Here is an 898-nt window from a genome sequence, read left to right as displayed (position 1 = left end):
GACCCTGCGCTTGCTCGCGCTCATCGGGGAAACCGGCGGTATCGGTCAGGCGGCCAAACGGGCGGGGCTCAGCCAGCAATCGGTTTCCGCCCGGATTCGGGCCGCGGAGCGGCGGCTCGGCTTCCCGCTCCTCGAGCGCGGACCCGGGGGCTCCGCCCTGACGCAACAGGGCGCGCTGATCCGAGACTGGGGCGTGCCCGTGCTCGCCGCTCGGGAACGGCTCGCCGCGGGCATCGACAGCCTGCGCGGGCAACGGCGGCAGGGGCTTCGGCTCGCGGCGAGCCAAACCATCGCCGCGCACCTGCTGCCCGGCTGGCTGGCCGAGCTCCACCCCGAGGCGACCGCGACGCTAGAGGTGGGCAACAGCGAACGGGTGATCGCGGAGGTTCGGGCGGGACGGGCCGAGCTCGGCCTGATCGAGAGCAGCCGCCTCCCCGGGGATCTGCTCCTGCGCCGGATCGGCACGGACGTGCTCCGGCTCGTGGTCGCTCCGGGGCACCCCTGGGCGGACGGGCCGGGCCCGGACCCGCGGGAGCTGTCGCGCACCGCGCTCGTGACCCGCGAAGCGGGCAGCGGGACCCGGCACGTGCTGGAGGACGCCCTGGCCCGCGCGGGGTGCCCCGCGCCCGCGCGACCCGCCCTGGAGCTGGCCACGAGCGAGGCGGTCCGCGGCGCGATCGCGTCCGGGGCGGCGCCGGGCGTGCTGAGCGCGCTCGCCGTCGCCGACGACCTGGCGCTCGGGCGCTTGGTGGCGGTGCCGACTCCGGGGCTCGACCTGAGTCGCCCCCTCACCGCCGTGATCCGGCGCGCGGAACCGCTGGGGGCCGCCGCCGAGCGCCTGCTGGCGCTGGCGACGGCCCCCGGGGGGAACCTCCCGGCTCGCTAGGCGCGCTCCGAA

General features: G+C 77.6%; 1 protein-coding gene. It reads left to right on the top strand.

The window, feature by feature from the left end; genetic code table 11:
• On the top strand, positions 1-886 hold an 886-nt coding region (locus OOT08_RS02195), incomplete at its 5' end, for a LysR family transcriptional regulator (RefSeq protein ID WP_325090916.1).
• Between the last annotated feature and the right edge of the window lie 12 nt (positions 887-898).

This window comes from Leucobacter sp. M11, from assembly GCF_035726885.1.
Classification (GTDB): Bacteria; Actinomycetota; Actinomycetes; order Actinomycetales; family Microbacteriaceae; genus JAPFRB01.
Note: the sequence above shows the minus strand (reverse complement) of the source record. Positions and strands in the feature narration are given on the sequence as shown.